Source organism: Streptomyces sp. R33 (assembly GCF_041200175.1).
Lineage (GTDB): Bacteria > Actinomycetota > Actinomycetes > Streptomycetales > Streptomycetaceae > Streptomyces > Streptomyces katrae_B.
In genome coordinates, this window is record NZ_CP165727.1 from 184,099 (window position 1) to 203,557 (window position 19,459).

Below are 19,459 nucleotides of genomic sequence, written 5' to 3' on the forward strand. Positions count from 1 at the left end.
ATAGAGAGCGTCGCCAGGATCCAGGCAGTCCGGCTCGCCGTGACGGTCGGGGCAGTCGTCGTCGCACCGGTTCTGTTGGTGGCCGGGACTCCGTTGCGCCGCCGTATGTTGCGTCGCTACTACCGCGAGGACCGTCCGGGGCTCGTGAGCAAAGAAGACGGTTGGGTGAGCCCGGGGTACTTCGTCGTCACCAACGTGGTTGTTCGAGCCCTCTGCTGGCCGTCGGAGTGCGTACTCCGACGGCTTCGTCCTGCCTGAGCAGGGCCATCACCGGGCGGCAGAAGAAGTACCCGTTTGCGGAGGAGCGGGAGCTTGGCGCGGCCGAACATCTGGCGCTTGATCATCTTGATGTGGCTGACGCGGCCTTCAACGGGACCGGAGTTCCAGTGGCTCGTCAGGCCTTGGACGACTGCGTCCCAGTCCTTCTCCAGGCCGGTGGCGAAAGAGTGGAGGCCGGGAAGTTCCTCGGCTCGCGCGCTGACGACCCAGTCCTTCAGATGCTGGCCGGTGCGGGTGGAGAGGATCGCGGCGAAGCTGTGGACGAGACGGTGGGCCGCCGCGAGTTCCGGGCGGGCGAGGACTTCGGTCAGCTGTTTGCTCTCGCTTTCCGAGAGTCGGTCGGGCTGACGCATGATCCACCCGGTGACTTGCCGGAGTCCTGGTGGCGCGGGCCCGACGACGCTGATGCGGCGGCGGCGCCGCGGCCGCAGATAGTGACTGATGATCTGGTAGTTGCCTCGGTAGCCAAGCTCTTTGAGCTCTGCGTGCAGGTGAACGGCATTGGTGTGGCCCTCTGCCCAGCGCTTGTCCAGGTAGGGCTTGTAAGGGTCCAGCTGGCTGGGCCGGGGTTGCCGCCGACCGCCGAGCAACTCCTCAGGGGTCGCCGCACGGGCGCATCGGCGGACCGTGTTGCCACCCATGTGTAACTCGCGGGCGATCTCCCGGATGCCGTGGCCCTGGTCGAGGAGTGCGTGGACGATGGCGTGACGTTCCCGGATGCGGGCTTCGATCGGCGACGACTCCTTTGCCGACGGCGGTTCGACGTCCGGCAGGTCACCCGGGTCGGAGCCGGGTGACCGCAGGCATCCTGTGTGCCGGCGCACGCATTGCTCCACCGCGGTGCCGAGGTTTTGCCACAGGTGAAAGCGATCAGCGACCTGGACTGCCTGTGGTGCCCCGACGTGGGCACCTTCAGCGTAGGAGCCGGCACGATCCCGGCAGATCACCTCGATCCCAGGATGCTCACGCAGCCACGAAGCCAGGGTCCCGGCGTCCCGCCCGGGCAGCAAAGCGAGCGGTTTGCGGGTCTCGCAGTCGATGAGCACGGTCCCGTAATGCTGCCCGCGGCGGGTGGCGAAATCATCGACCCCGAGCACCTTGGGCACTCCCACGAGGGGTCAGGAAGCGCCATCAGCAGCCGCAGCAGCGTCATCCGGCTGACCACACTATGCAGTGCTACGGCCAGCCGGGCTCCCGCCCGGCCTGCGAGCGCGACGGCCACGGCCTCCAGGGTCCGGCGCGAAGCAGGTTTCACGCGTTGAAAGGAGACGCCCTCCTCGCGGAGCAGGGCCCGAAGGCCCTCGTGGCTGATGTCGTCGACCACCCCTGTGGACGGTCACGTATTTCCCCAGCCAGAAGTTCACGCGTTTCCCCAGGGGGATCCCGGAGTCGGCTCCGTCGGCACCAGCTGCCCGTCGGAGCCGCCCTTCCTTGTGACGCGCTTCGGCTGCCCGGCCTACACCTGGATCGCCGCCTCCCCGAGAACGCCATAGGTTTCGGTGAGAATGCAGTCAGTTGTCCGGTTTTTAACCGAAAGGCTGCCCGCATGACTCGTCGCTGGTTCACATCCGCCCTGTGCGCGCTCGCACTCCTGGCGCCAGGGTCGCTGGGCGCGGCTTCGGCCGCCGAGGGCGGGGGGACCCCTTTGCGGGTCATGACCCGCAACCTCTACCTGGGCGCAGACCTCGCGCCCGTCCTCGCCGCGACCACCCCGCAGGGGCTCGTCGCCGCGGTGACCGCGGTGTGGGCGAACGTCCAGGCGACGAACTTTCCCGAGCGTGCCGAGGCGCTGGCCGACGAGATCGCCGAAAGCGATCCCCACCTCGTGGGCCTCCAGGAAGCCGTGCTGTGGCGCAGCCAGACGCCCGCCGGGCCGGGCAGCGCCACCCACGTCGAGTACGACTTCCTGCAGATCCTTCTCGACGAGCTCTCCGCCCGGGGCAAGCACTACAAGGCCGTGGCCAGCGTCACCGTCGGCAGCGACTTCGAGGCCCCGCGCTCCACGCCCAGCGGCCTGCAGGACATCCGCCTCACCGACCGCGACGTACTCCTGGCCCGCACCGACCTGCCCGCACACAAGTTCTCCGTGGCGAACGCGCAGGCCGCCCGGTTCCAAAACCACGTGCCCATCTGCCGCCCCGTGCTGGGCTGCCCGCCCAACCCGCCGCTACGGATCGAGCGCGGCTGGGTCGGGGCCGACGCCACGCTACGAGGCCGCACCACCCGGGTGGTGACCACTCATCTTGAGCCCGCCGCCCCCGCCGTCCAGGAAGCACAGACCGATGAACTGCTCGCGGGCCCGCTGAACACCACGCTCCCCACCGTGCTGCTGGGCGACCTCAACTCGGCGGCCGGCGGAGTCGGTGCGACACCGGGAACGAACACCCAGAGCTACAGCCACCTCCTGGCCGCCGGCTTCACTGATGCTTGGACCGCCACCCGCCACCGCAACCCCGGCTTCACCTGCTGCCAGGCCCCCGACCTGCGCAACCCCGCCTCCACCCTCACCCAGCGCATCGACTACGTACTCTTCCGCGGCAAGGTCACCGCAGTGTCGACCAACCGGGTGGGCGACGCCCAGGCCGACCGCACCCCGTCAGGCCTGTGGCCCTCCGACCACGCCGGCGTCAGCGCTGTGCTCCGACTGCGTTGAGTGACACCCCGCAGGAGTGGGCCCTTCGGGAGGGGCACCTCCAAGGCCCCGCAAGCGGAGGCCCGCCATAGGAGCCTCCGCCTGGGGAATTACGTAACGCTCAAGGCCTCGATCGTGGGGAATTCTCTGAACGCTCACAACCCCCTCGGCGATCAGGAAGTCGGCCAGCTTGACCAGGCTCCAGGTCGAGAACGGCAGGCCGTGTTCGGCCGGCTTGGACTTCGCGGTCTTCTTGATCTCGCGGCGCTCGGGCAGCGTGAAGATTCGGGGCCGCCCGCCTTTGTACTTCGGCAGAGCGGCATCGACTCACAGGGGAGATTCGTTTCGGGTAAGCAAGACTGCCTCGGTGCATGGCGTGGCTTCTTCGAGTCGTTCCCGGACGACCGGAACGTCTTCGCCTAGCTCACCGCACGGGGCGACGTCGTCACGGCCGTCGGGCACTCGCTGTGCTCGGAACCAAGCCTCGCCGGGCCGGCCCTCTGGACCGCCACGATCCGAAACGGCAAGGTCGTCCAATGGCGCGTTTACCCGGACACTCCGGAGGTCCGGGAGCAGCTGGCGGTGCAGGACAGCCCGTAGCGCAACGAGCTCCCGCAGACCACGGCTGCCTGGGGGCTCCGCCCCAGCCCCCGCGGTGCGCCTCCGCGTACTCGCACGCTGTGGTTCGCCCGGGTTCCCCCGATGAAGGAACGGCCGGTGCAAGCGAGCGGTTCCTGAACAGGCAGCCGCTGCCGGCGCCCAAAGGCCGACTGTTGGAGGAGCCGCGCCGGCCCGCCCGGCCGCCGGAAGCGTCGGCGGTCAGGCAGTCACAGCAGCCGCGGTCGACAGGAGTTCGGTGAGGGAGCCGGTGAAGTCCGGGAGCAGGAGGAGTGCCGTCGCCCAGGCCTCCGGGTCGGTGCCCAGCTCCTCCCGGGCCAGCCTCCGGGCCGCGCAGTACAGCGGACGCCACGAAGGACGCTCCACCTCGGACGGGTGCGAGTGCAGGCTGACGAGGAAGGAGACGACGCCGGGGGCCGGGCGGCATCGCCGCACGACGTCGACGGCAGACAGGCGGCCGTCCTGAAGCGCCCGGGCCAGCCATGGCATGCCGTCGGCGTCGCCGTCCACGGGCCTGGCGCCCAGCGCGGCCAGGAGGAGCGGCCGTGGGCAGTCGTCCTGCTGGGCGAGGGCGCACAGCAGGTCCGCCGACAGCGGTTCGTCGGCGTGGGCCTGCAGCAGCTGCGGCCAGGGCAGGGTGGTTCCCTCGTCCGCGAGGTGACGAACCCGTTCGGCAACCGATTTGGGGGCCGTGCGACGCAGCAGGGACACCAGCCGTCCGGGTTGCTCCTCGGCGGCCAGGCGGGCCCGGAGCAGCGCGAGTCCGTCGGGCGCGGCCAGAGCTTGGTGCACGGTCTTGTGCGTGGCCGCGGGCAGCGGATGCTTGGCGCCGCTGGTGCGGCCGGGGAACTGCTCCTCCTCCATGAGTGACAGGACCGCCCGCGGACCGTGCTGCTCCCACAGCCGGATCAGCATGCGCAGCCGGCCGCCTTCCGTATGGGTCCTGATCCTGGCCAGCACCACCCGCAGCACCCGGGGGTCGCCGGACAGCAGGCCGGCACTCAACCAGTTCCGGTGGTGCCGGAGGTCGATCCAGCCGAGTTCGTCCAGGAGTCCGTCGGTGACGGGCACATGGCCGCCCCGCCGCCCCCGGCCCGCCAGGATCCGTGCCCGCTCCTGCCAGGCGATGGCACCGTAGAGGTAGAGCTTCTCGTTGACCTCCGGATCGTCGAGTTCCAGGAGTTCCTCGACGATCTCGCCGGGCAGGTCCCAGCGGGAGGCGTTGGCCAGGTGGGCGGACCTGCCGTGGACGGCGATGATGCGTGCGCGCAACCGCGGTGAGGGAGCGCCGAAGACGAGCAGGTGCTGGACGGCCCGACCGTCCAGGTAGGGCACCAGGGCTTCCTGCGCCTCCTCCTCGGCATACTCGAACAACCGCTGGAAGAGCCCGCGAGGGCCCTCCGGCTCCCGGGAGGGGAAGGCTGCGCCGGTCGCACGGGGCCATGACGGGGCCCGGCTGCTGCGCGCGGCGTCGGCGCAGGCCGCCGCCACGAGTGCGGTGGCCGTCCCTTCGAACCGGCTGATCCGCCGATAGAGGGCGAGCCAGGCCGCGGGGTCGGCGCCCATCGGGGCCGTCAGTTCCCTAACGGCCTTGCGGACCGGTTCCTCGCCCTGTGGCAGGCATTGAAGGGCCTCGGCGGCGGGCGTCACGTCGGTCAACACCTGCTCGGCCGACAGCCAGCCCTCGGCGAGGCCGCGCCGCAGGACATCGGGTACGTAGGACCGCTCGTCCGCGATCTCGGGCCCGGTGAGCGCGGACAGCGGCAGCGGGCCTCTGCCCCGCACCAGCGTCGTCCGGGGATCCGCACGCAATCCCTCGACAGCCAGTTCCTGCGGGCAGCCCGGCAACTGGTTGAGATCCATGACCGCGGAGGCGTCGAAAGGGCGCCTGCCGTGCTCGGCGCGGACCAGATCCCAGTCCGGAAGGACCCCTGCCGGTGTCTTCCGGCCGCTGTGGAGACGGACGAAGTACATGAGTTCGTCGGTGGGCGAGATGTCGCCGTTGAGGAGCGCACCGGGATCGGGCGCCGCCGCAGCGCGGCGCAGCAGGGCGGCGAGGCCCGGGTGGCTCAGCCCGCCCTCCGCCTCGGCGAGTGCGGCCAGTGCCGCCAGCTGCTCCGGGCCGCCGTGCTCGAGCAGGGTGCGAGCGGCTCGCAGCACCATCGGCGGCGGTGCGTCGTGACCGCAGAGACGCAGGGCATGCAGCACCAGCTCGGGGAAGGGCGCGCAGAGTGCGGGAGAGAGTTGCGCAAACCAGGTCTCGCCGAGCAGTTCGTCGACCAGCCCGCCCGGCGCCCGCCATGCCGGGTCGGACGGGTCCGCGGCCATCAGTACGGCCGCCCGTACGCTGTCCCCGCATCTACGGGACCACCGCTCGGCCTCATACAGCGCACGGCCCACCTCGGGATCGCCCAGCCGCGCCAGGCGCAGACTCTGACCGGGCGTCGCGTTCCGCGCCAGCGTCACGAGCAATTCACGGTCGCCGGAGGCGAGTACCGCGTCCACGAGGCGCCGGGGCAGGCGCCACCAGTGACGCAGGAGATCGAGCGTCTCACCCCGCAGACGCCGGACCAACACGTCGGCCGTCGACGGCTCCGCCAAACGGTACGCGGACGCAAGCGCGGCCAACTCGATGTTCCCCACCCGAAAACCCCTCACCTCATGCCAGTAACCCAGACGCTATACGCAGGGTGTGACATCGAGTCCTGCGCCTTCTGGCAGCAGCCGCGGGAGCCCGCGACGACGAGGGCATGGGCGTCCTGGCCCGTGGCCGGACGGAAGGAGACCTCGACCGCGTTCGTGACCTGATCCCGGGCGACTGGCTCAACGACGACCACTGACCACGTCCAGGACATCTGTCACCCGGTCTGCCCATCCCGGAGCTGGCCCGAGGGCTGCTGGTCGGCGCAAACTGCACATCTTTTCACCGGCCACGGACGCGGCCGCCTCTTCTTTGTCCGCCATGACTCGTCCGATCCGCCTGGCCCACAGGCCCGAGGCCGAGCCCCGGGCCAGGCTGCCACATCACGGACTTACACGATCTTTCAGACACGCTCGATCTCCCCAGCCCAGCTCTCAGAGGGCGGTTCGTAATGTGATGTCCGTTTCCTGATGAGGCTGGTGCGGGTTGCTGGTCTCGGGGTTTCGCGGCTACTGCTTCCTGGTGAAGCTGCCGACGTCGGCTTCGGTGAGGATGTCGAGCTTGACCAGGCGTTTCAGCTTTGCGCGGGTGCCCTCGATGTTCTTCGGCAGCAGTTCGAGGTCAAGGGCTTCGCAGATGTCCCGCGCCCGTAGAGGCCCGGTCGCATCGTTGAACACGCTAAGGATGCGGGGGTAGTCCAGGTGCTCGGGCAGGTCCGGTGGGCCCGTCGAGAGCCGGTCGGCGAGGGCGGTGACGGTCTTCCGGGTGATCGCGAGGTGTTCGAGGTGAGTCTCGGCTTCCCGGAGACGGTTCTGCAGTTCGGCGATCTGTCCGCGAAGGTCGTCCGCCAGGCCCCGGGCGGCGTCTTCCTGGATGCCGAGGGCATCGAGGAGGGGCTGCAGGTTCACGCGGTTACCGCTCGCGGGTCGCGCCAGGTGCGAGCGTTCTCTCCGGTGAGCCGGCGGGCCATCACGTGGGTCATGGCCCAGTAGACGCGGGAGGCCGAGGAGGCCGGGCAGTGCTCGTAGTCGCGGACCAGGCGCCGGTGCAATATCAGGATTCCGTAGGTCTGCTCGACCCTCCACCGCTTCGGCTGCGGGACGAAACCGATGTCCTGCGGGTTGCGTTCGACAATCTCCACGTCGATCCCGAGCGTGGCACCGTGGACGACCACGGCGGTCTTGAAGCCCTGGTCGACCAGGGCTTTCTCGACGGTCTTGCCGGTGGTCTCGGCAACCTGACCGAGCAGAGCGATGCCGGCGGCGTTGTCGTGCGCGCTCGCCGCGAGGACGACGACTGCGATGACCAGGCCCAGCACGTTCACGGCCAGGCCCCGCTTGCGGCCCGGGACCCGTTTCGCGTCGTCACGGCCGGTCGTGGAGGCAGGGACCCCGGCAGCCACGTGGACACTCTGCGTGTCCAGCACGACCAGGGTCGGGTCCTCTAATCGGCGGGCCCGCTCACGAACCTGGCAGCGCAGGAGCTCGTGGATGACCTCGTCGGTTCCGTCATCCCGCCAGACGGCGAAGTAGTAGTACGTCGCGCTCTTGGGCGGATGGTCGTTCGGGAGGTATGCCCACTGGCAGCCGGTCCGGTCCTGGTAGAGGATCGCGTTCACGATCTCCCGCATCGCGTAGGCGCCCTGGTGGCCGCTGACCGAGCGGTGTCGGTTCTTCCACGCCGTGATCACCGGCTCGATCAGCGCCCACTGCCCGTCCGATAAGTCACTCGGGTACGGCTTGCGTTCAGTCACCTCATCACACCACCAGATCGGCGACCACGGACCCAAGGATTCAGTCCGCACCCACACCATCAGGGGACGACAGAACCATCCGAACACTTACGAACCGCCCTCTCACAACGGACCCGACCGGTGGGAAATCAGGGGCCCAAAACGATGCGTCCGGTGGCAACTGTCGCCACGTGCAGCCTGAGGTGGCCCGCAGGTGATCGCGGCCAGGACCTCGCGGTCACCTGCCCGACGCCGGCTCCCGCCGCGCGGGCGTATCACCTCTGTCGGCGGCACCGCCCGCCGCAACGGTACCCACAACTCGTCAGGCACCAGACGCTCGATGAGATCCGTCATGAACGGTTCAGCGAACGATCGCGCCATGAGAAACGACGGCGTAGGCCAGGCCTCGGTCGGCCAGTGGCGCTCTTCTCCTTACTTTCACTGCTGCAGCGTCATGCAGGGAGGTGGAGAGCCGCACGTTCGAGGTGGCTGCTCCGGCCGGAGCTGTCGACCACGCCGCGGTGCTCAGATTGTTGCGCGGCGCAGAGATCTTCTCTATTCTTACTGCGTGACGCAGATAGTGCGCCACGCAGAAGACTGCTCGTCCCTCATCCCAGGAGTCCCATGTCCACCATCGCTGTCACTGGCGCCACCGGCGCTCAGGGCGGGGCCACCGCCCGCGCCCTGCTCGCCGCCGGCCACACTGTCCGCGCCCTCACACGGCAGCCCGCCAGCCCCGCCGCCGAGGCGCTGCGCGCCCTTGGCGCCGACGTCCGCCGCGCGGACTTCGACGACCGCGCCTCCCTCGATGCCGCGCTCGCCGGCTCGGACTCCCTGTTCGCCGTCACCACGCCGTTCGGCACCGACATCGACTCCGAGGTCCGCCAAGGCCGGGCCCTGGTCGACGCCGCCGCGGCCGCGCGCCTCGGGCACGTCGTGTTCACCTCCGCCGCACACGCCGACCGCGGCACCGGCATCCCGCACTACGACAGCAAGTTCCTCATCGAGCAGCACCTCTACGCCTCCGGCATGACCTGGACCGTGATCGGCCCCGCCGCCTTCATGGACAACTACGCCAGCGGCTGGTCCCTCCACGGCCTGCGCGAGGGCTCATTCGCCTGGCCCATGCCGGCCGACCGGCCACTGACCCTCATCTCCGCCCGCGACATCGGCGCCTTCGCCGCCCTCGCGCTGGAGCGGCGCGACCTCTTCGCCTGGCGCCGCATCGACATCGCCTCCGACGAGCTCGACCCCACCCGCATCGCGGCGGCCATCGCAGCCGCGGCCGGGCGCCCCATCACGCACCAGCATGTTCCACTGGATGTCATCCGCCGGTATTCGACCGACCTGGCCGCGATGTTCGCATACTTCAACCAGGTCGGCCTCGACGTCGACGTGCCCTCGCTGCGCCGCGAATTCCCAGAAGTCGGCTGGCAGTCCTTCGCCAACTGGACCGCCGCCCAGGACTGGTCGGCCCTCTTGTCCGCGCCCGCGCCTGCCGCTGCGCACGCTGCCGAGCCCGCCGCCGTCTGACTTGTACGGACCTCTGCCGCCTTTACCTGCGACCCCACGCACTCTCGGGCACCACCTGTGTCCCTCACTCTCCCGGAGAAATCCGATGAAGCCCATTGGCTACTGGCTAAACCGCACCGACGAAGCCCTGACCGGCGCCATGAACGCTGCACTGGCTGACTTCGGCCTCACCCGCCTCGCCTGGCAGGTACTCAACGTGGTCGACGACACCCACGAGGCCGCCGACACCGACGTCCTGTCGGTCCTCTCCGCGAACGCCGACGTGCCCGCCCTGACATCCGCCATCGACACGCTCCTCACCGACGGCTGGCTCCGCCGCCCCGCACCGGGCAGGCTCGACCTCACCGACGGCAGCCGTCGGCGCCTGACCGACGCCGCCCGGCGGGTCGATGCGTTCCGCGAACTGTCAACGGCTGGCATATCCCCCGACGAGTACCGCACCACGGTCTCCGTCCTGGAACGCATGACCCGCAACGTCGAGGCGGAACAAGCAGGCCGGCCCAACAGAGCCAGCTGAGAGCGCCAGCCCAGGTTGTGACCCGCCTCAGAGGGCGGTTCGTGACTCTTGGGATGGTTCTGTCGTCACCTGATGGTGTGGGTGCGGGCTGAATTCTCTGGTCCGCAGTCGCTGATCTGCTGGTGTGATGAAGTGACTGAACGCAAGCCGTACCCGAGTGACTTATCGGACGGGCAGTGGTCGTTGATCGAGCCGGTGATCACGGCGTGGAAGAACCGACACCGCTCGGTCAGCGGCCACCAGGGCGCCTACGCGATGCGGGAGATCGTGAACGCGATCCTCTACCAGGACCGGACCGGCTGCCAGTGGCCATCCAGTGTCACAGTCCCAGACCACCAGGATGGGGCCGCCGAGCTGGATACAGGCCCTCACCAGCAGGTCGCGGTAGTCCTGCCAGGAGAAGCTTTTGCGGGCCCCCTTGAGCAGGAGATGGTTGCGAGGCCGGTGGATGAGACGGCTGTTCTCACCGGGTTCGTAGCAGCACAGGGCGGCGACCGAGGTCCGTCGGCGGGACCTGCCGCGGACGCGGATGACGGGTGTGTGTCCGCGCCGGCCCCAGGTGCGGGCGACCGGCGGCGTCATGGAGAATCCGGCCTCGTCCTCGAAGACGATCCAGCCGCCGCACGCCGCCGCGAGCCTTTTACCCGCGGCCACACCTCCTTCTTCCACAGCTCTACGGCGTGCTCATCACGCTCGAGTGCTCTGCGGGCGGGTGCCTGCCAGGACCAGCCGTGCCGTTTCAGCAGCCGCCACACCGTGGCCACCGACAGGCTCAGCTTCAGACGACGGCGGATCACCGTCTGAACCCGGGCCAGAGTCCAGCGTTCGTCGTCGAAGCCGTGCGCTGCCGGGCCCTTGCCGAGTTCCTCCTCGAGCACGGCGAACTGGTCATCGGTTACGGTCGGGGAGTTGGCCGGGCCCGCGGAACGCAGTGCCTCCATGCCGCCCTCGCGCCAGGCACGACGCCAGCGTTCCACCGACCGCACACTCACCCGCAGATCCTTCGCGATCACCGCGGTCTTCTCACCCGCAGCGAACCGCTCGCCGGCCTGACCCCGGATCCCCTCACGAAACGCCCGACGCTCAGCGGTCAGGCCCCCACCCTCCGGATAACGCATACCACCGGCATACCCTAGGGATCATGAACCGTCACCACCCGACGACAACCCGAAATGCTCAGTAGAGGATCCGACCCTGGTGGTCCTGGACACCCAGAGTGTCCACGTGGCTGCCGAGGTTCCCGACTCCACGACCGGCCGGGACGCGGCGAAACGGGTGCCGGGCTCTGCCGTCCGGAGGCTCAACTGCCAAGCCCCTACGTAGACCCGGTTGTGGTCCTGGGATCTGACGTTGTCAGCGAAGCAACAGAGCCTGTGTCGGCCTCCGGACGGGACGACGGCCTACAGGGTCTCGTCGGCGGCCCGGCAGAACCGCTCGAACTCCGAGTCCCCTGACGGTAGCAGGCCAGCCCGCACCATCGCCGCGCCGAGCTCCAGCTCGCGCTCCTCGTCGTCGCACTCCAGGCCGCACTGCATGATCTGCGCGACCATCTCGGTGGTCCCGGCCAGGAAAATCGACCCGCTGTCCGACTGGTAGAACCAGGCCTCGTAGACGGGCGATTGGTCGGCCACCACGTCCCAGAGCTCGCAGAAGCTCAGCACCGATTCGTCCTCGGGGTCCGAGGAGAGGCGCCGGTCGGCCGGGAGATCCTCATCGTCGTAGGCGGCACCGCAGAGCGCGATCTGCTCGGCCTGGATGGGAGTGAGCTGCGCCACCGAAGTGATCTGTCGCCTGTTGGTGAAATCTGCCATGCTCGGAAGCTAGCAGGGCTCACCGACTGCCGCCGCCAAGCCCCTGGGGGCGGGCCCCTCAGGCTGCTGGGCGTGGTGGGCTACCAGTGGGAGCCGACGTCATGCAGAGCCCGAATTGGCCAACAGTGTCCAATCCCGTGCCGGGGGGCGCCGCACTGACATTCCTCATGACCAATCTGCTGACACTTTTGCGACCAACGACATCAGCGACCCTGGTCGGTGCTAGTCCCCGATGAACCACAGATAGCTCCCGGGCGTCGCCGCACAGCACCTCAACAGCACCGCAAGATCCTTCACAGCGTCCCTCTGCACCTGACTGCTGCACTTCTCCAGCAAGCCGTCGATCTCCCGCAGCGCGGCCTCCGCCTCCTGCTCGTTGAACACCGTGTTCCCGTACGGGTCCACCCACCACAGCTTGCCCGGACTGTTCGGCGCGAGCCGGTCCAGCGCCTGCGCCAGCCCCTTGCCGTGCTCGTACGAGCCCCGGAGCAAGGTCGCCCTGGACTTGTCCCAGTCGTTCCGCGCCGGCCGCCCGGAATGCAGTTCGAGCTCGACCCCCACGGTCTCCTCCTCGCCTTGATCTCAAGTGCACTTTAGAATCAGCTCGGCCGAGGCCACGTCGGCCGCCTTCAGTAGCAGGACCCCGTGCGCGTCCTTCGGGTCCTCGGGCCCGCCGCATGAAGGGGCCGCCCTCCTGCTGGGCGCCCACACCGCCGGGGAGATCGGGCCCTTCGGGCCGTACGACGGCGACACTGAGGGCGACGTCGACGAGCGGGACCAAGTGCACGCCGAGCCAGAAGACGGCCGCGGCAGGCGTGGACGGCGGCCGGTCGGGAGATGGTCGGGTCGGAGGCCACCGGGCCGAACACTTCGGGCTCGGCCCGCAGCATCGCCGCGTCCGCCAGGCAGTCTCCGCCCAGCGCCGTCGCGAGCGCGACATCGAGGAGGATCTTGCCCGGGTCGTGCACCGCCCGACTCTTGCGCCACGGCGCCAATGCCGCCGATATCGCACCGTCCAGCCCGGACTTGCGGACCGTCTCGACCAGCAGCGCCGCCCCGGCCTGCGAGACCACCCCGCGGCCGTTGCCCTCGACACGGACAGACGGATAGCACCCGCAACTCTTCTTCACCTGGAGCGCGCCTAGTTCCTCCTGCGGACAGAGCCTTCGACACGTGCCATCCTCCCAGGCCAGGAGTACACTCACTGAATTTGATCAGCTATCGGACGCCGCACTCGACGAAGTACCACGTCCTCGACCAGCCGCAGGAGCCACCACCGAAATGATCTCCCTCCGCGAAGTACTCGATAGTGATCTGCCCACATTTTGGGAGCACCTCTCTGATCCCGAGGCGCAGCACGTGGCCGCAGTCACCAGGAAGTACCACTACGACAGGGCGCTCTTCGACAGCTACTGGGCCAGGATCCGTTCCAACCCCGATGTCCTGATGCGCACTGTGCTCGCCGACGATGAGGTGGTCGGCCATGCTGCGGTGTACGGGCCGCCGAACGAACGCGAGGTCACCTACTGGATCGGCCGCAATCACTGGGGCCGCGGCATCGCCACAGCGGCGCTCACGGTGCTGGTCGATCTCGTCAGAACCCGGCCGTTGCACGCCCACGCAGCAGCCGATAACGCAGGCTCGATCCGCGTACTGGAAAAGTGTGGCTTTGTGATCACCGGGCATGGCAGGGGCTTCGGCCAAGCACGCGGCGGTGAGATCGACGAAGTGCTCCTCGCTCTCACCTGAGATCCATGGGCCGTTCCGCCCAGCCTGGGAGCATCGCGGAGACACCCCGGGCTCCATCACCTGACAAGTGCCCCCAGCTTGAGGCAAGAAGATTCATCGGAATACCCGATCCTCCCAGGTCGGAGGAGCGCTCCATGAGCAGACGTCGCACTCTGCTGAAAGCGCGAGGCTAGCCGACCGCACGACGCGCGTCCGGCCGTGCGGCTCACCCGGCGGGCGTGGCCGGGCCCCCGCCGAACTGGGGCACGTCCTCCATGCTCGCGCCAGGCGCAGGCGTACGCACCGGATCGGGTGCCGGTAGACGCCGCCCCGGTCGATGGAGGTGTCGACGCTGGTAGACCGGCACACGCGCCCGAGTTCAAGCCGCGGCCGCGGAATCCGGCGATTGTGCGGCGCGGTATTTGGCATTGATGCGCTGGGCCTCTTCGAGCTGGTCCTCGAGGACCAGGATGCGGCACGCGGCCTCGATAGGGGTGCCCCTGTCGACGAGCTCGCGGGCACGGGCAGCGATACGCAGCTGGTAGCGGGAGTAACGGCGGTGACCGCCCGCCGAACGGAGCGGGGTGATCAGGCGGGCTTCGCCGATCGCGCGGAGGAAACCCTGGGTGGTGCCGAGCATCTCGGCAGCCCGGCCCATCGTATAGGCGGGGTAGTCGTCGTCGTCGAGACGGTCAAGCATGTCGTCTGCGCTCATTGCACCTCTCTGTGGAACGCATGGAGGGGCCCGGATGCCTGCTGGCATCCGGGCCCCGAAGGAACTGCTACACCATCTGCCGGCCCTAATGCTGCGCCGGCCTTCTGTATCCGCTTACCCGTCCGAACGGGGACGAGTGGTGCGGGGATCGCGGTGCTTGACCGGAGACCACCTCACTATCGATGTCCTGCGGTACCCGGACTCGCGTGGCGTCCGGGCGATCCTGATGGCGCCTCAACTCCTCCGTTCTTCCCTCTGGTGAACAACTGCCTACCTGCGGGAACTGCTGTACTGCTGGTACTGCGAACTGCGGGTACTGCTCCACTCATTACTTCTGGTACTGCTGGTGTGCGAACTGCTTGGACTGCTCGCGACCTGGCCAAGCGTCACGACTCCGGCAGCCAGCCCCGTTGCCCATCCTGCGTCTGCTCTGGCTTAGAACCCCACTGCCGAACTTCCCGGCGCGCGCGCCCGCAGCCGACGCCTTCACCGAGGTACTGCTCATTCACTTCACTGCTGGGTACTGCCAACTTCACCACTGCGTTGACTGCGGTACTGCTCACGGCGGCCCCTGATCACTGCGGGCCACCCGGTCCGGTCGTCAGCCCCGTCGCCGTCCTGCAACAACCCTGGCTTCGACACTCCACCACCGGACCGTCCAACAACTGCAACTACCTTTACTGCGAGTACTACTGCCCGGCAGTTCGTCTCTGCCGGGCCCTGCTGTCTCTCTGGGCTACGAGAGAAACCATATCCACGCCACCGCCCAATGTCTACTCGGGCCAACATAGATTTTCAGGTTCCCGCTCCTGAGGTAATCGGGTGCTGGCGGGTTGAACGGCTGTGGGCGGGGGCACCACGACCGGGCAGGCAGAGCCGGACTTCACATCACGGGACCCCAAGGGCCAGAAGACCACGATGAGCGCCGAGCACACAGCCCCCCTTCTTTCTCTGTCTGCCGTCGCCGAGGCGCGCCAGGCCACCCGGGCCTTCCTCGAAACCCTCGGGCAGCCGGCCATCGACCCGGAGCACGCCCACACCGTCGTCCTGGTCGTCTCCGAACTCGTGACCAACGCCCTGCGCCACGGCGGCGGCACCTACACGCTCCGCCTGGCCGCCCACCCCCACACCATCGAGATCGCCGTCGACGATCTCAGCCCCCACCCGCCACGCATGCACACCGCGACGTCGACGGCGGCAGCAGCGGATTCGGCCGGCACATGGTCAACGACCTCGCCCGCGCCACCGTCGTCACCCCCAGGCCCGAAGGCGGCAAAACCGTACGCGCCCTCCTCCCCCGCTGGACCCGCTACTGACTTCGGCGTTTCAAGGTGAGGCTGGGGTGTCGAGGGTGAGGCCGGTGCCGGCTATGAAGCCGTTGAGGGTGTGGGGCCGGTATTGAAGGCGTTTGAGCCGGTTATGGACCAGGGCTTCGAGTCGGTCGAGGGCCATGACAGCGAGGTTGGCGAGGCTGCGCTTGACGTGGGCCCAGACGCCTTCGACGGGATTCAGGTCGGGTGAGTAGGCGGGCAGCAGGAACACCGTCAGCCACTCGCGTTCGGCGATGAGTTCCCGCATCCCGCGGGAGACATGGGTGTTGAGCCGGTCCCAGACCAGCACGATCGGCGCCCTGACCAGGTGATGGGTTCCGTCGACGAGCGCGATGAAGTCCCGCTCGCTCATACTGCGACGTGTTCCTTTGCCGGCTGGGTGAGTCTGGAGGCGGTGACACAGACGGGTTCTCGAACCCGGCCGCATCGCGATCAGCCCGGCCACCGACAGCCGTCCCGAACGCCGGCCGCTGACCGTCACGACCGGAGTGCGGCCCCGCCGGCCCCAGGTCCCTCCCCGGGGCGACCGTCGGGTGAAGCCGGCTTCATCCTCGAAGCAGACGTAGCCCCCGCAGGCCGCCCGGACCCTTTTACCTCCGCCCAGGTCGCCACCTTCCACGCGGTCACGGCCTGCTCATCGCGCTCAGCGACCCGCCGGGCGGGGACTTGAGGGCTGAAGCCGAGCCGGTGCATCAACCGGGTGGCACCGGAGACGCTGTAGGAGACGTGGAACTTCCTGCCGATCAAGATCGCCACCCTTGATGCGGTCCACACCTGGTCCTCCACCCAGCCATGCGCGGCCGGACCTTCCTCCAAGAACCCCGCCAGCTTTTCGAGGCACCGCGGGGACAGGCGGCACCGTGACCCGCTCGGCCCCCGGGAGGCCAGAGCCTCAACGCCACCATCCCGCCACAACTGGTGCCACTGATACGCCGACTTCACGCTCACCCGCAGCCTACGTGCGACTTCCGACACCGCGATCTGCTGCTCGAACAGTTCGGCCGCTTGCATCCGTACCGTCTCCCGGCGCTGACGCCCCGCAGGTGTCAGCCCGCCCCCATCCGCATATCTCACACACCACGGATACAGGCACCCACCCACACCCATCAGGGACTTCACAACGGTTCACCCCAACGAGCGGAAGTCAGTAACCGGCGACGGTAGGTGGGCGTGTCAGCGATCTTGTGTAAGTCGGTTGGTGTCATTGGATGCTGAGCCGGTCCTCGAAGAAGAGTGAGAACTGGTTCAGCGCTTCCTTCCAGTGTGGGGCGACGTGGTTGGCATCGCGCGCTTTGGGGTTGATCTGCTCGCGGACTGCGAGGTAGAGGACCTTCAACGCTGCCTGTTCCGAGGGGAAATGGCCGCGGTTGCGGGTGGCTTTGCGGAGCCGCGAGTTGATCGATTCGACCATGTTCGTGGAGTAGACCACCGTCCTTATGGCCGGTGGGAACGCCAGGTAGGGAGTGAACTCCGGCCAGGCCGACCGCCAGGTCCGCACGATCGCCGGGTAGCGTTCGCCCAGGTCAGAGGCCTCGAACGCGTCAAGGGCCTGTTCGGCGGCCGTCTCGGTCGGCGCTGTGTAGATCGCTCTCAGAGCCGGCACCAGCTTCGGGTGGTCCCGCACGGACGACAGTCTGAGCGAGGCCCTGGTCAGGTGAATCACGCACGTCTGGACCGTGGCCTTGGGCCAGGTCGCGGTGACGGCGTCGGGCAGGCCCTTCAGACCATCGCAGACGACGATGCACACGTCCTCGATACCCCGGTTCCGCAGTTCCGACAGCACCGCCATCCACGTGGTCGCGCCTTCACCCTCGGCTCCAACCCACAAGCCGAGGACGTCTTTGCGGCCGTCCATGTCGACGCCGACGGCCAGGTAGACCGGCTTCGATGTCACCGAGCCAGAACGGATCTTCACCCACAATGCGTCGATGTAGATGATCGGCCAGACCGCGTCGAGGGGCCGGTTCTGCCAGGTCACGAGCTCGTCGATCACGGCGTCGGTGACCTTGCTGATCAGGTCTGGGCTGACCTCGACTCCGTAGATCTGGGCGAGGTGGGAGCGGATGTCGCGCACGCTCATCCCGCGCGCGTAGAGCGAGAGGATCCGGTCGTTGAATCCCGCCAGCCGGCGGGCGTTCTTCGGGACCAGACGCGGCTCGAACTCACCGTTGCGGTCTCTGGGCACCGCCAAAGTGACGGCGCCGGCATCGGTCAGGACCGTCTTGGGCGACGTCCCGTTCCGGGAGTTTCCAGAGCCGTGACCTGCGGAATCTCCGCGTTCGTAGCCGAGGTGTTCACTCATCTCGGCTTCCAGAGCCCGCTCCAGAACAGCCTTGGTGATCTCCGTCAGGAGCCCGCCCTCGCCGAGCAGGGCCGCTCCCGAGGAGTCAGCTTTGTCGAGCAGCCGCTCGACCACCTCGTCGACCGTCTTGTCGCCGGCCACGGACGCGGCCGCTTCGTCTTTGTCTGCCATGACTCGTCCGATCCGCCTGGCCCACAGGCCCGAGGCCGAGCCCCGGGCCAGGCTGTCACATCACGGACTTACACGATCTTTCAGACACGCTCCGGTAGGTCGGCGCAGGCCGGGCAGCGTCAGTGCGTCCAGCTCGCGGTCCTGTCCCGGGACACGCTCGACGCCCGATCCTGGCCTGCGTCACCGAATCGGGAACCGCGGCCCGTTGGCGCCGCATGGGAATTATCCCGGTACGGCCATTACCCACCTGTGTCCGCTGCGCCCGGTCCGACCCGCGTCGGCGGTCGCACCCCTGACTCCGGCCGGTGTCCCACGTACCGGCTGGCTTCCCGCGTGCCACGGCTGGGTGGTGGCGTCAGGTGGTCCGCGGCCTTCTCAGGGGGGCTCCAGCCGCGTGGAGGCTGGCGAGGGTCTGCCGGTAGGAGTTGATCAGGCTGGTCTCCGCGTAGCTGACCCCGAGCTCCTGGCAATACCCGCGGACGATGCTCCGGGCCCTGCGCAGGTGCGGGCTGGGCATGCTCGGGAAGAGGTGGTGCTCGATCTGGTAGTTGAGACCGCCGAGGACGATGTCGGTCAACCGGCCTCCGCGCACGTTGCGGGAGGTCAGGACCTGGCGCCTCAGGAAGTCGGGACGGTCGGCGCCTCGCAGGATCGGCATGCCCTTGTGGTTCGGGGCGAAGATCGAGCCGAGGTAGACGCCGAAGAGGCATTGGTGGACGAGGAGGAAGACGACCGCCTTGCCGGGCGGTAGCACCAGGAACAGCGTGCCGAGGTAGGCGGCGAGGTGCGCAGTGAGCAGGGCCCCTTCCCACATGCGGTGCTTGAGCGAGCGGTCGAACAGCGACCGCACCCCGGACACGTGCAGGTTGAACCCCTCCAGCGTGAGCAGCGGGAAGAAGAGGAACGCCTGCGAGCGGCCGAGCAGCCGCGGCAGTCCCCTGGCCGCGCGGGCCTGGTCCTGCGTCCAGACGAGGATGTCCGGGTCGAGGTCGGGATCGAGGTCCTCGTGGTTGGGATTGGCATGGTGGCGGGTGTGCTTGTCCTGCCACCAGCCGTACCCCATGCCGATACCGAGGTTGCCGGCGACGCGCCCGGACACCTCGCTGCCCTTGCGCAGCCGGAAGACCTGCCGGTGGGCGACGTCGTGCGCGAGCAGCGCCACCTGCCCGAAGACGAAGGCCAGAAAGCCGGCCACCAGCAGCGTCCACCAGCTGTCGGCGATCGAAACGAACGCCGTCCACCCGGCGGCGTACAGGGCCGCCACTGCCGCCATGCGCAGTGCGTAGTAGCCGGGGCGCCGCGCCATGAGCCCGGCCTTCTGGATCTTCCGGGAGAGCCGGGCGAAGTCGCTCCCCGTATCCGCCCGTCCGGGAGGGGGACGCACCGTCTGGGAGGAATTCATGATCATAAGCCACTTTCCGTTCCGCCGGACAGAAGAGCAGGCCACGG

At 68.5% G+C, this 19,459-nt stretch carries 15 protein-coding genes and 6 pseudogenes; 6 read left to right on the forward strand and 15 right to left on the reverse strand.

The window, feature by feature from the left end; all coding sequences use genetic code 11:
* Positions 1–119: 119 nt before the first annotated feature.
* On the reverse strand, positions 120–1,385 hold the full coding sequence (locus AB5J51_RS00990) for an ISL3 family transposase (RefSeq protein ID WP_369776417.1): 1,266 nt from the start codon (positions 1,383–1,385) through the stop codon (positions 120–122).
* A gap of 440 nt (positions 1,386–1,825) precedes the next feature.
* On the opposite strand from AB5J51_RS00990, the gene AB5J51_RS00995 reads away from it, so the two are divergent.
* Entirely contained in the window at positions 1,826–2,932 is a 1,107-nt protein-coding gene (locus AB5J51_RS00995; RefSeq protein WP_369776418.1) for an endonuclease/exonuclease/phosphatase family protein, read from the forward strand.
* A gap of 135 nt (positions 2,933–3,067) precedes the next feature.
* Here the strand turns inward: AB5J51_RS00995 and AB5J51_RS01000 are convergent.
* The 5 genes and pseudogenes from AB5J51_RS01000 to AB5J51_RS01020 form a co-directional block, all read right to left on the reverse strand.
* A pseudogene (locus AB5J51_RS01000) lies at positions 3,068–3,235 on the reverse strand (IS630 family transposase); the annotation flags it as partial.
* 495 nt (positions 3,236–3,730) lie between these two features.
* Positions 3,731–6,172 (reverse strand): hypothetical protein, encoded by a 2,442-nt coding sequence (locus AB5J51_RS01005; RefSeq protein WP_369776419.1) that lies wholly within the window; start codon positions 6,170–6,172, stop codon positions 3,731–3,733.
* A gap of 507 nt (positions 6,173–6,679) precedes the next feature.
* On the reverse strand, positions 6,680–7,078 hold the full coding sequence (locus AB5J51_RS01010; RefSeq protein ID WP_369776420.1) for a hypothetical protein: 399 nt from the start codon (positions 7,076–7,078) through the stop codon (positions 6,680–6,682).
* Positions 7,075–7,923, reverse strand: coding sequence for an IS5 family transposase (locus AB5J51_RS01015; RefSeq protein ID WP_369776421.1), 849 nt, complete (start codon positions 7,921–7,923; stop codon positions 7,075–7,077). Before AB5J51_RS01015 ends, AB5J51_RS01010 begins: the two co-directional genes overlap by 4 nt.
* Before the next feature lie 151 nt (positions 7,924–8,074).
* Positions 8,075–8,256, reverse strand: a pseudogene (locus AB5J51_RS01020) (transposase); the annotation flags it as partial.
* A gap of 270 nt (positions 8,257–8,526) precedes the next feature.
* Between AB5J51_RS01020 and AB5J51_RS01025 the strand changes: the two are divergent.
* From AB5J51_RS01025 to AB5J51_RS01035, 3 genes and pseudogenes are all read left to right on the forward strand, one after another.
* On the forward strand, positions 8,527–9,435 hold the full coding sequence (locus AB5J51_RS01025) for an NmrA/HSCARG family protein (RefSeq protein ID WP_369776422.1): 909 nt from the start codon (positions 8,527–8,529) through the stop codon (positions 9,433–9,435).
* Between the two features lie 85 nt (positions 9,436–9,520).
* Entirely contained in the window at positions 9,521–9,952 is a 432-nt protein-coding gene (locus AB5J51_RS01030; protein WP_369776423.1) for a MarR family winged helix-turn-helix transcriptional regulator, read from the forward strand.
* Positions 9,953–10,084: 132 nt separating this feature from the next.
* Positions 10,085–10,261 (forward strand): annotated as a pseudogene (locus AB5J51_RS01035) (transposase); the annotation flags it as partial.
* A gap of 269 nt (positions 10,262–10,530) precedes the next feature.
* On the opposite strand, the gene AB5J51_RS01040 reads toward AB5J51_RS01035, so the two are convergent.
* The 4 genes and pseudogenes from AB5J51_RS01040 to AB5J51_RS01055 form a co-directional block, all read right to left on the reverse strand.
* The gene (locus AB5J51_RS01040; RefSeq protein ID WP_369776424.1) at positions 10,531–11,070 is read right to left on the reverse strand and encodes a winged helix-turn-helix domain-containing protein; all 540 of its coding nucleotides are present in this window, start codon (positions 11,068–11,070) and stop codon (positions 10,531–10,533) included.
* Positions 11,071–11,352: 282 nt separating this feature from the next.
* Positions 11,353–11,763, reverse strand: coding sequence for a hypothetical protein (locus tag AB5J51_RS01045; RefSeq protein WP_369776425.1), 411 nt, complete (start codon positions 11,761–11,763; stop codon positions 11,353–11,355).
* Positions 11,764–11,985: 222 nt separating this feature from the next.
* A complete protein-coding gene (locus AB5J51_RS01050) occupies positions 11,986–12,324 on the reverse strand; it encodes a hypothetical protein (protein ID WP_369776426.1) in 339 nt (112 codons plus the stop codon).
* Positions 12,325–12,593: 269 nt separating this feature from the next.
* Positions 12,594–12,893: pseudogene (locus AB5J51_RS01055) on the reverse strand (transposase); the annotation flags it as partial.
* 151 nt (positions 12,894–13,044) lie between these two features.
* Between AB5J51_RS01055 and AB5J51_RS01060 the strand changes: the two are divergent.
* Positions 13,045–13,512, forward strand: coding sequence for a GNAT family N-acetyltransferase (locus AB5J51_RS01060; protein WP_190109197.1), 468 nt, complete (start codon positions 13,045–13,047; stop codon positions 13,510–13,512).
* A 358-nt stretch (positions 13,513–13,870) separates the two neighbouring features.
* Here AB5J51_RS01060 and AB5J51_RS01065 read toward each other — a convergent pair whose 3' ends face one another.
* The gene (locus tag AB5J51_RS01065; RefSeq protein ID WP_369776427.1) at positions 13,871–14,206 is read right to left on the reverse strand and encodes a MerR family transcriptional regulator; all 336 of its coding nucleotides are present in this window, start codon (positions 14,204–14,206) and stop codon (positions 13,871–13,873) included.
* A 918-nt stretch (positions 14,207–15,124) separates the two neighbouring features.
* On the opposite strand from AB5J51_RS01065, the pseudogene AB5J51_RS01070 reads away from it, so the two are divergent.
* Positions 15,125–15,522: pseudogene (locus tag AB5J51_RS01070) on the forward strand (ATP-binding protein).
* Positions 15,523–15,532: 10 nt separating this feature from the next.
* Here AB5J51_RS01070 and AB5J51_RS01075 read toward each other — a convergent pair.
* From AB5J51_RS01075 to AB5J51_RS01090, 4 genes and pseudogenes are all read right to left on the reverse strand, one after another.
* The gene (locus AB5J51_RS01075) at positions 15,533–16,156 is read right to left on the reverse strand and encodes a transposase (protein WP_369776428.1); all 624 of its coding nucleotides are present in this window, start codon (positions 16,154–16,156) and stop codon (positions 15,533–15,535) included.
* A gap of 5 nt (positions 16,157–16,161) precedes the next feature.
* Positions 16,162–16,644 (reverse strand): annotated as a pseudogene (locus AB5J51_RS01080) (transposase); the annotation flags it as partial.
* Positions 16,645–16,738: 94 nt separating this feature from the next.
* Positions 16,739–18,010, reverse strand: coding sequence for an IS256 family transposase (locus AB5J51_RS01085; RefSeq protein WP_369776429.1), 1,272 nt, complete (start codon positions 18,008–18,010; stop codon positions 16,739–16,741).
* Positions 18,011–18,365: 355 nt separating this feature from the next.
* Positions 18,366–19,412: a fatty acid desaturase gene (locus AB5J51_RS01090; protein WP_369776430.1), complete on the reverse strand. Its 1,047-nt coding sequence runs from the start codon at positions 19,410–19,412 to the stop codon at positions 18,366–18,368.
* Between the last annotated feature and the right edge of the window lie 47 nt (positions 19,413–19,459).

What these genes read in the sequence shown, in the direction of transcription:
- AB5J51_RS00995 (WP_369776418.1), top strand. Translation starts at nt 1,826, where the DNA reads ATGACTCGTCGCTGGTTCACATCCGCCCTGTGCGCGCTCGCACTCCTG.
- AB5J51_RS01025 (WP_369776422.1), top strand. Translation starts at nt 8,527, where the DNA reads ATGTCCACCATCGCTGTCACTGGCGCCACCGGCGCTCAGGGCGGGGCC.
- AB5J51_RS01030 (WP_369776423.1), top strand. Translation starts at nt 9,521, where the DNA reads ATGAAGCCCATTGGCTACTGGCTAAACCGCACCGACGAAGCCCTGACC.
- AB5J51_RS01040 (WP_369776424.1), bottom strand. Translation starts at nt 11,070, where the DNA reads ATGCGTTATCCGGAGGGTGGGGGCCTGACCGCTGAGCGTCGGGCGTTT.
- AB5J51_RS01045 (WP_369776425.1), bottom strand. Translation starts at nt 11,763, where the DNA reads ATGGCAGATTTCACCAACAGGCGACAGATCACTTCGGTGGCGCAGCTC.
- AB5J51_RS01060 (WP_190109197.1), top strand. Translation starts at nt 13,045, where the DNA reads ATGATCTCCCTCCGCGAAGTACTCGATAGTGATCTGCCCACATTTTGG.
- AB5J51_RS01065 (WP_369776427.1), bottom strand. Translation starts at nt 14,206, where the DNA reads ATGAGCGCAGACGACATGCTTGACCGTCTCGACGACGACGACTACCCC.
- AB5J51_RS01085 (WP_369776429.1), bottom strand. Translation starts at nt 18,010, where the DNA reads ATGGCAGACAAAGACGAAGCGGCCGCGTCCGTGGCCGGCGACAAGACG.
- AB5J51_RS01090 (WP_369776430.1), bottom strand. Translation starts at nt 19,412, where the DNA reads ATGAATTCCTCCCAGACGGTGCGTCCCCCTCCCGGACGGGCGGATACG.